The sequence below is a fragment of the Candidatus Albibeggiatoa sp. nov. BB20 genome, assembly GCA_016744725.1.
GTDB lineage: Bacteria > Pseudomonadota > Gammaproteobacteria > Beggiatoales > Beggiatoaceae > Albibeggiatoa.
Genome location: JADGDW010000025.1, coordinates 24,981 through 34,200 on the forward strand (window position 1 = coordinate 24,981; position 9,220 = coordinate 34,200).

Annotated in this window: 10 protein-coding genes; 7 read left to right on the forward strand and 3 right to left on the reverse strand. The window is 38.1% G+C overall.

The window, feature by feature from the left end:
- Positions 1 to 830 (forward strand): glycosyltransferase family 4 protein (locus tag ABXH34_RS04705; protein ID WP_353570710.1); only part of this gene is annotated, 830 nt, incomplete at its 5' end.
- A 348-nt stretch (positions 831 to 1,178) separates the two neighbouring features.
- Here the strand turns inward: ABXH34_RS04705 and ABXH34_RS04710 are convergent.
- Positions 1,179 to 3,032, reverse strand: a complete 1,854-nt coding sequence (locus ABXH34_RS04710; RefSeq protein WP_353570711.1) for an ATP-binding protein — start codon at positions 3,030 to 3,032, stop codon at positions 1,179 to 1,181.
- Between the two features lie 206 nt (positions 3,033 to 3,238).
- Between ABXH34_RS04710 and ABXH34_RS04715 the strand changes: the two genes are divergently transcribed.
- The 4 genes from ABXH34_RS04715 (at position 3,239) to thiS (ending at position 5,657) form a co-directional block, all read left to right on the forward strand.
- Positions 3,239 to 3,610: a hypothetical protein gene (locus tag ABXH34_RS04715; RefSeq protein ID WP_353570712.1), complete on the forward strand. Its 372-nt coding sequence runs from the start codon at positions 3,239 to 3,241 to the stop codon at positions 3,608 to 3,610.
- Between the two features lie 85 nt (positions 3,611 to 3,695).
- Positions 3,696 to 3,920, forward strand: coding sequence for a BolA family protein (locus ABXH34_RS04720; RefSeq protein WP_353570713.1), 225 nt, complete (start codon positions 3,696 to 3,698; stop codon positions 3,918 to 3,920).
- A gap of 237 nt (positions 3,921 to 4,157) precedes the next feature.
- Positions 4,158 to 5,417, forward strand: coding sequence for a UDP-N-acetylglucosamine 1-carboxyvinyltransferase (gene murA, locus ABXH34_RS04725; protein ID WP_353570714.1), 1,260 nt, complete (start codon positions 4,158 to 4,160; stop codon positions 5,415 to 5,417).
- A gap of 39 nt (positions 5,418 to 5,456) precedes the next feature.
- The gene (gene thiS, locus ABXH34_RS04730; protein ID WP_353570715.1) at positions 5,457 to 5,657 is read left to right on the forward strand and encodes a sulfur carrier protein ThiS; all 201 of its coding nucleotides are present in this window, start codon (positions 5,457 to 5,459) and stop codon (positions 5,655 to 5,657) included.
- Between the two features lie 72 nt (positions 5,658 to 5,729).
- Here the strand turns inward: thiS and ABXH34_RS04735 are convergent, their stop codons facing one another.
- Positions 5,730 to 6,446, reverse strand: a complete 717-nt coding sequence (locus ABXH34_RS04735; RefSeq protein WP_353570716.1) for a FimV/HubP family polar landmark protein — start codon at positions 6,444 to 6,446, stop codon at positions 5,730 to 5,732.
- 202 nt (positions 6,447 to 6,648) lie between these two features.
- On the opposite strand from ABXH34_RS04735, the gene ABXH34_RS04740 reads away from it, so the two are divergent.
- Positions 6,649 to 7,569 carry an AAA family ATPase gene (locus ABXH34_RS04740; RefSeq protein WP_353570717.1) on the forward strand — a complete coding sequence of 307 codons (921 nt, stop codon included), beginning with the start codon at positions 6,649 to 6,651 and terminating at the stop codon, positions 7,567 to 7,569.
- A 313-nt stretch (positions 7,570 to 7,882) separates the two neighbouring features.
- Positions 7,883 to 8,140: a hypothetical protein gene (locus ABXH34_RS04745; protein WP_353570718.1), complete on the forward strand. Its 258-nt coding sequence runs from the start codon at positions 7,883 to 7,885 to the stop codon at positions 8,138 to 8,140.
- Here the strand turns inward: ABXH34_RS04745 and ABXH34_RS04750 are convergent.
- Positions 8,115 to 9,220: TonB-dependent receptor plug domain-containing protein (locus ABXH34_RS04750; protein WP_353570719.1), on the reverse strand; the 1,106-nt coding region annotated here is incomplete at its 5' end. The two genes, ABXH34_RS04745 and ABXH34_RS04750, sit on opposite strands and share 26 nt — an antisense overlap.

Consider the following 9,220-nt stretch of genomic DNA (forward strand, 5'->3'; position numbering starts at 1 on the left):
GTGTGGATGTGGGACAGCGTTATATTTCGCATATTCGTGCGGTTTCCCCCAGCACACAGATTTTATACGATACAGTTGATATTCATTATGTACGTGAAGAACGTCAGGCTGAAATTGAAAATTATCCTAAACTGGCAAAACAAGCAGTGAAAACCAAGCAACGAGAATTAGCCAATTGTGTGCTTGCTGATCGTGTATTGGTGGTGACGGATGCCGATGGTAAACACTTACAGCAGGAATTACCCAGTTTAGATTATGCGGTGTTACCCAATGTGCATACACAACAGCCTTTGTCAAAAAACAGCTTTGATGAGCGTGATGGATTAGTGTTTATCGGTAATTATAATCATCAACCGAACGAAGATGCGGTATTTTATTTTGTGGAGAAAGTCTTACCCAAAGTGCATGAGCAATTGCCTGATGTAAAATTCTATGTGGTTGGCAGCAATATGAAAGATGAAATGAAAGCCCTTGCCAATGAACATGTTGAAATCGTTGGCTGGGTCGATGAAGTTGCACCTGAATTTGAAAAACGCCGTTTATTTGTATCTTATTTACGTTATGGCGCGGGGATGAAAGGTAAAATTGGTCAAGCTTTATCGCTAGGTTTACCTGTGGTATGTACTCGCATCAGTGCGGAAGGCATGGGCTTAAAAGATGAAGAAACCGCATTGTTAGCTGATGATGCTGAACAGTTTGCACAACACATTTGTCGGTTATATCAGGATAAAGCGTTATGGGAGCAATTGGCCAAAGAAGGCTATGATTATATTGAACGCTGTTACGGTGAAACTGCAATGCGTGAAAAATTGGAACAGTTAAATAATTAATGACTCACCTTACGTAAATAAAAGAATTTTTCGTTTTATGTAGGGTGGAATAATGCAGCGTTTTCCACCAAAATACGCGATATGCTTGGGATAGTGGAATACGGTGAGAGAGAGTTTATTAATAATAACTAACATCAAAGGCTCATCTATTCCACCCTAATCTTTCAAACTTTTTTTCATTTTGCGTAACGTGAATAACTTGTGACAACGCGGTGCGTCGTCATCTGATTGGACGCACCAGCGTCCACAAAAAATATCAAGACGCATTTGCATCTATGACACATTCCACGCACTGCGTGGAACGAGAAAAAGCTTTGCATTTCAAACGACCTGATGGAATCCAAAACTTTAGTTATTTTTAATTAGGCGGGGCTCGCCATTATAAATTTGATTGCCATGTTGTATTAATTTTTCTGCCAACAACTGGCGATTAATCGGTTTCAGTAAGTAATCACTCATACCGACTTCAAAGCATTGCTGTTTGTCATGTGCGGTTGCATTCGCCGTCATCGCAATCACAATGGGATGTGAATTTGGGTATTGACGAATCAGTTCTTTGGTTGCAGTTAAACCATCCATTTCAGGCATTTGCATATCCATCAATACAATATCATATTGTTTTTGATCAGTTTTTTCCAACACTTCTAAACCATTATTTGCAACATCTACATCATAGCCTAATTTTTTTAAAATAATCACTGCAATTTTCTGATTCACCTGATTATCTTTTGCTAATAAAATATTCAAATGAATCGCGGGTGGTAACGAGGGACGATTATCAACTGCATCATGTATATGTACCGTATTTGAACCTACAAACAGAGTTAACAAAGTTTCATACAATCTTCTAGGTTTAAATGGCTTAGGAAGAAAATATACATCGAATGGGCTTAAATCAGGTTTTGTATGATTTAATTGGTTCAGCACTAAATATTTATGATTTTTGTGCAGGAGTGGTTTAAGCTTGGACACATCTTCCATCATATCCAAAATAATAATATCCGCGCTATTGTCTATTTCTAAATGGCTCATAAAATCGATAACTTGTTGAAAAACCTCGGTAGTCATGCCCCATTGTTGTACAAACGATTCGATTATTTTTAAATTAGAGGCTTGTTGGGTATAAATCAATGCTTTTTTGCCAGCGAATGCGGCGACAGAATGATGTAAATGTGGGTACGCGGTTTCTTTGGTTATGGGTACAGTAATGGTAAAAAAAAATGTTGTTCCTTTGTCTACTTGACTTTCAAGCCAAATCTTCCCTCCCATCAATTTGCAAATATCTTTACTAATAGCAAGACCTAAGCCTGTACCGCCATGTTTACGCGTAATTGAAGCATCCGCTTGTACAAAGGCTTTAAACAAATTATCGAATTTATCTTCTGGAATACCTCCGCCCGTATCTTGTACCAAAAATTGTAAAGTATAATGATTATCTTCACTAACAGACTGGATTGAAACTTGTACTTTAATTTCGCCTTTAGCGGTAAATTTCAAGGCATTGCTGAGTAAATTAATTAGCACTTGGCGCAAGCGGGTAATATCTCCAATCAGAATTTCAGGTATATTTGGCTCAATAAAATAACTGACATTAAGTTGTTTTTTATGTGCATTCATTGCTATCAAATCAATTGCCTGCTCTACGCAGTCCCGCAAAATAAAGGGTTCAGTTTCTAAACTCAATTGGCCTGCTTCAATTTTAGAAAAATCTAGAAGTTCATTGATTAAGTTTAATAAAATTTCACTGCTATGTTTTGCTGTTTGGGCATAATCTGTTTGTTCTTTGTCCAGCTTCGTATCCAGCAATAGTTCAGTTGAGCCAATAATGCCATTAATCGGGGTTCTAATTTCATGACTGGTATTGGCTAAAAACATACTTTTAGCTTGATCCGCAGTTTCAGCACGGTTTTTTTCAATTTGATATTGTTCTGTTATCCATTTTTGATAAACGAGTTGTTGTCTTGTTTCTTGCCAACGACGTAAGGAGTAAACTGTAAGCAAAAAACTATTAATCAGAATCAGGGAAAATAATTCATCAATTTCAAATGATTCATATTTTCGAGTCCACTCATGTAGACCTTCCCATATATTAAGACCCGTCGCTACTACGATTAAATAAAGGAAAAAATTAAAAAAAAACAAGGCTGATGTATCAAACCGCATATGAGTTTTAGGCATATTTGGTATACGATTTTCACTCATAATTAATTCCTTAATTTTATTTAATATTTTTAACAGTATATCTAAACCATTACTTTCATATTCAAGTTATTATATGTTTAATATAGATATTCATAAGTTACACATGAAACTCCAAGAATATTACCCAATAATAATGCCACAATATTAAAATTGAATACCTGATAATTAACTTAAAAAATCAATATTTAGCTGAAATCGAATGAAAAATGTTTATACGCTTTGTCATTGCTAAAACAGATGAACACTCTTTCAGACCAAAAGGCTTGTTTGCTGCGATGGAAATATTAGTTGAGCAAAATCAACTTTATGAATATGAGATTGGGCATAAAGATGCGCTGTACAACTGGTTTAGAAAAAATCTTCGTGCGCCGCGAGTACAATCTGCACACACAAAACCTTTGGCTATAAGCTGGTTTAAGGACTCAGCATCTAAGCATATTGCTAAAATGAGACAATACGGACAAATTCTCGAAGCCCATGATATTCACGTGCAGCAAATCATCACAGAGCGGCTGGGAAAAATAGTCTATGAAGATAAATTCCAGATTGCTGCAATTCCATTTAGTGACACTTTTTAATAAGTTAAGATAATTTCAGCATCTAGCACTTTGTTTCCCCTGTAGAATGCTTTAACATAAGCGAAAATTAATAAAGGAGTGTGACATGACCCCAGCTGAAGTGAAGCAACTGATTGAAAGCGGTATTGAAAACTGTGAAGCCAATGTACAAAGTGAAGATAATCGCCATTTTCAGGCAACGGTGATTTCTAACTCATTTGCAGGCCAAACCTTGGTGAAACAACATCAAATGGTGTACGCAACTTTAGGCAATACCATGCAAACTGATGAAGTTCATGCACTAGCGTTAACGACTCGAGCTCAAGCATAACAATTTCTTATCACCCTGTTTTAAGAATATATAAATGAGAGCTTGTCCCTAATAAGCATTGCGGGAATATTTGAACTTATTCATGATGTGATATGTTTGGGCTGAATGCCACACAGCGGATAGGAACGAAATTAAAAAAGCCCATTTCTATAGTTTTTCCAACATGGAAATATATCGGTGACGCGTTATGCGTCATACTTATTCAACCTCTTCATAAGTGATGCTAAACACACAAACATGGACAAGTTATTAATTACAGGTGACACGCCGCTAAATGGCGACGTTCGTATTTCAGGCGCAAAAAATGCCGCTTTACCCATTTTAGCCGCAACATTATTGGCTGAAACCCCTTGTTACATCAGCAATGTCCCACATTTGCAAGATATTACCACTATGATGGGCTTGCTTGGTCGTATGGGCGCGGACATCATGATTAATGAAAAGCTCAATATTGAAGTCAACGCCAGTCAAGTAAATACATTTACAGCCCCTTACGATTTAGTGAAAACTATGCGGGCTTCAATCTTAGTCTTAGGCCCATTAGTCGCGCGATTTGGTGCTGCAAACGTGTCATTACCCGGTGGTTGTGCGATTGGCTCACGCCCTGTTAATTTGCACATTCAAGGTTTAGAGAAAATGGGGGCAAAAATTGAGGTTGAAAACGGCTATATCAACGCAAAAGCAGGTCGTTTAAAAGGCGCAAAATTGTGCATGGATTTAGTCACTGTGACAGGTACAGAAAACTTGTTGATGGCAGCGGCTTTGGCAGATGGTGAAACCGTGATCGAAAACGCAGCACGTGAACCTGAAGTAGTTGATTTAGCTGAATTCTTGATTAAAATGGGTGCTAAAATTGAAGGGGCTGGCACAGATACGATTCATATTCAAGGTGTTGAGAGTTTACACGGCACTGAATATGCGGTCTTACCCGATAGAATCGAAAGTGGTACTTATTTAGTTGGTGCTGCAATGACAGGCGGGCGAGTGAAATTAAAAGACACTGATCCGAGTTTATTGGATGCTGTGTTGCTGAAACTGCAAGAAACAGGTGCAAAAATCACCACGGGTAAAGATTGGATTGAATTAGATATGCAAGGCAAACGCCCCAAAGCTGTCGATATTGAAACCGCACCTTATCCTGCATTTCCAACTGATATGCAAGCCCAATTTACCGCAATGAATAGTATCGCAGATGGTGTTTCTAGTATCAGTGAAAATGTATTTGAAAATCGTTTTATGCACGCTCAGGAATTACAGCGTATGGGTGCAAACATTCGGATTAAAGGTAATATTGCGATTATCACAGGCGTGCCAAAATTAAAAGCAGCTCCCGTGATGGCAACGGATTTACGTGCTTCTGCCAGTTTGGTTTTAGCTGCATTGGTTGCAGATGGTGATACTTTAGTTGATCGGATTTATCATATTGACCGTGGTTACGAACGGATTGAAGAAAAATTGACTCAACTAGGTTCAAAAATTCAGCGTGTACCTGGATAAGCTCTATATTCAATGGCGGGATTTAAAAAAGGGGAATCTATGGATATTGAGTTGAATGGTGCGCCAAAACAGATGCCAGAACAAGCCACAATTCAAGATTTACTAACAGAATTAGGTTTGACACAGAAACGTTTAGCAGTTGAAGTCAATCAGCAAATTATCCCACGCAGTCAATTTGAACAGTATGCTTTAAAATCAAATGATAAAGTTGAGATTGTTCATGCGATTGGCGGCGGTTGATAAAATGATAAGACTGGCCATACTTGAACAGAATCGCCAGTCTTGCATTTACTCAAGCATAATATACTGATTTTAAGTCAAATCTTCGGGGATCGGTTTATTTTCTGAATGATCGCGGAATAAGAAAGCCAAAATCAATACAAAAAACACCACGCCCAGCACGATAATCACAGGCAAGTAGTTAATTTTCTTCTCAGCATCATCCGTTAATTGACTGGCTCTAAGTTCAGTTGGCTTTGGTTCAGGTTTTTCCATTTCATTTTCTGGCGACGTTGTACTAACTTCCGCTGGTTCTTCAATTGGCGGCGATAATTTAGGTAAACTCACCACCTCATCAACCACCACCACATCTTTAGCAGACTGCGTATTCATCGCAACAAGGGTATTGTTTGAGCTTTCCTCTGTAGTTTCAGTTGTGGTTTCAGGTATGGGCGCACATTGAATTTTAACCCCTTGTTTTCTAAATGCCTTCCATGCCGCATTTTGCTTACTATAAGTGACTAAGGCTTCTTTATGGGTGATTTTTTCAATTTCAGCCTGAGTAGGGACGGTTAAAGTTTGTTTTATTTTCAGAGAATTGATATTGCACGACATACGAAATGCGTGAGGATTGGCATTGAGTAATGCGACGATCATTTGATGGCGGGTAATTGTATCACTGGGTTTGACTTTGGGGGCAATTGTCCACAGTGTTTCACCGTTGCGCAGGGGGCCATAGGTTTGGTCAGCATGGCTCAATGGTAAGTATAGAAATAAAACCATTAATAAAATGACTTTAGGTAGATACATTGTTTATTTCCATGTTGTGTACAGCAAAAATCTCACGCAAACTATACCGCAAACCTTTTGATATTTCCATAAACCATTACTACAGGAACGTCTCATCAGATTGTAGTTTTTATAGTATAAAAGGCTGCTTGGTGTTTTTCAAAAATAGCTAAACCGTAAAATTATGCTAACATTTAACTTTCTATCCACGAGTTAATGCGATATGTCTCAGTTTAAAGTAACTTTAGATAATATTGTTAAGCAGATCAACACCGTCATTCTAGGTAAAGAAAATCAGATTCGTTTAGTCCTGACTTGCTTACTGGCACGCGGCCATGTACTCATTGAAGATATTCCTGGCGTGGGTAAAACCACTTTAGCCCATGTATTAGCCAAAGTCTTAGATTTAAGTTTTCAACGAATTCAATTTACCAGTGATTTGTTACCTGCTGATATTATAGGCGTTTCAATTTTTGATAAGGAAGTAAATCAATTTACATTTCATGTTGGGCCAATCTTCTCACAAATGGTATTAGCTGATGAAGTTAACCGTGCCACACCCAAAGCCCAAAGTGCATTACTCGAAGCGATGGAAGAACATCAAGTCACGGTCGAGGGTGTAACCCGCGCATTGCCACAACCCTTTTTTGTATTGGCCACTCAAAATCCATTACATCAAATTGGTACATTCCCGTTACCTGAATCACAATTAGACCGTTTTATGATGTGTTTAGAGCTTGGCTATCCTGATGCAGAAACTGAACGTGCGTTACTCAAAGGTCGTGACCGTCGCGATATGATAGAAGGTTTAACTCCGTGTTGTTCTGTAGATGACTTAGTTGCAATGCAGAAAGAGGTGCTCAAAGTACATGTGTCTGACCCATTGATTGATTATTTGCAGGCCTTACTCGATTATAGCCGTCATTCGCCACATTATTACATGGGTTTGTCACCACGTGCAGGTTTGGCGATTTTGCACAGCGCACAGGCATGGGCATTGATGACAGGGCGGGAATATGTGATTCCTGAGGATATTCAAGCTGTGTTACCAGGTGTGGTTGGACACCGAATTACCGCTGCGGGCGAACCACAAAATAGCCAAGATTTAATGAATCACATGTTACAAGAAGTACCGATCCCATAAATGCAATAAGGAACAAGAGCCAGTTAACTTTCTTGTTCCTAATCAATCCAAAAGTGTAAAAAATAATCATTCAAGTCTCTTTTCCCAAACATACACATTGATTATTCATTTTTCCTGCAAGTAAAGCCTTATTAATTAATATCTTCTTAATCTCTAAAAAACGCTCACATTGGATATATTCAGAAATGACGCTATATTTCTAGCAATTTATAATTTTTAATGAGACAAAACATGTTTTCTAAAAAGACCTTACTGTTATTGTTTAGCAGCTTATGGAGGAATGCTTGGGCTGAAATTCACTATGCAGGCTTGATTGGTTAAAACCCAAACTGAAAACTTTATGTACGCGGGGATTCAAATCTCTGGTGATGCGAAAGAAGTCAGAATTGGAGCACAAACTATTACACAAATTGCAAATAATTCATTTGTACCTCAAATTGAAGTCAAAACCTTTCCCAAAGCCCTTCTGTTTATCGTGATACCAATCACAGTCAATTCCAAGACTGCTGCTGAAGGCATTGCCATTGTCAACGCTTATGAAACGGCTAAAACTTATAACGGAATTCCATGAAGTAAAATCGATTATCTCCAGGAAGATCATTCGGTACTTTTACAGCAGAGCTGCCAATATCAGGTGATGGAGAAGGATAACGTACATCAGCATCAAACGCATTTTTAATCCCGACTGCAAAGTTGGTATGTCCGCCACGGGCTTCTTTTCGACGTAATACTAAATCCATTGTTGTATAACCGTCTAATTTAGGGCGAGGATCATTCTCAGGTCTGATCCTGCCATCATTCCAATTTAACTGCATATCCACATACCATTTAAAACCTAATAGATAATCAGCTCGTAAAAATGCAACTTGTTTAGACGCATTGGACAATGTGATCCCTGTTTCATCTTCAGAATCTTGGTAACTATAGTTAAATAATAGGCTGGATTTATTACTGGTTTTCCAACGGGTCTCAAATTCAAAGCCCTGACCTTTCCAACGTGCCGCATTATCATAGCCAAAAATAGAATTACTTAATGGTACTAACAGAATTCTATCTTCAATGTTGTAACGAAACAGGTTTAAAGACAAGTGAATATCCTCAGTAGCATGATAATTAAATGCAAGTTCCCAAGTTTCAATTTGCTCTGGTTTTAACTCTGGATTACCAAGGGTAATAATATTATTTTGGTTATGTAATTCTTGAAAAGAAGGTGCACGGAATGCTTCGCCATATAATAATTTAACCCCCCAATGAATATTGGGTTTCCATACTAAACCTAAACGAGGATTGGTTGTTGAACCAAAATCAGAATAACGATCATAACGTAAGCCTACAGTAAATTCCCATTGTGGATTAATTGTCCAAGTGTCTTGCACAAATAAAAATCTATTGTTACGAGCAATTTCAGGCATATAAGCCCCTATCGTATCCGATCCATCAAACAATTCTAGCGGAGACAAAAGGTCACCTGTCACCAGATTAACCCCAAAATTACGCACATCAATGACTTTATATAAATCATAATACGCATAACCTGCTCCAATATGAATTTGATGGTTTTTCAAACCACTATAGGTTGCTGATAATGAAAAATGGCTTTGGGTCTCAGATGCAGCAGGGTAAGCTAAAAAGCCGACGGGAAAAGCCCCTG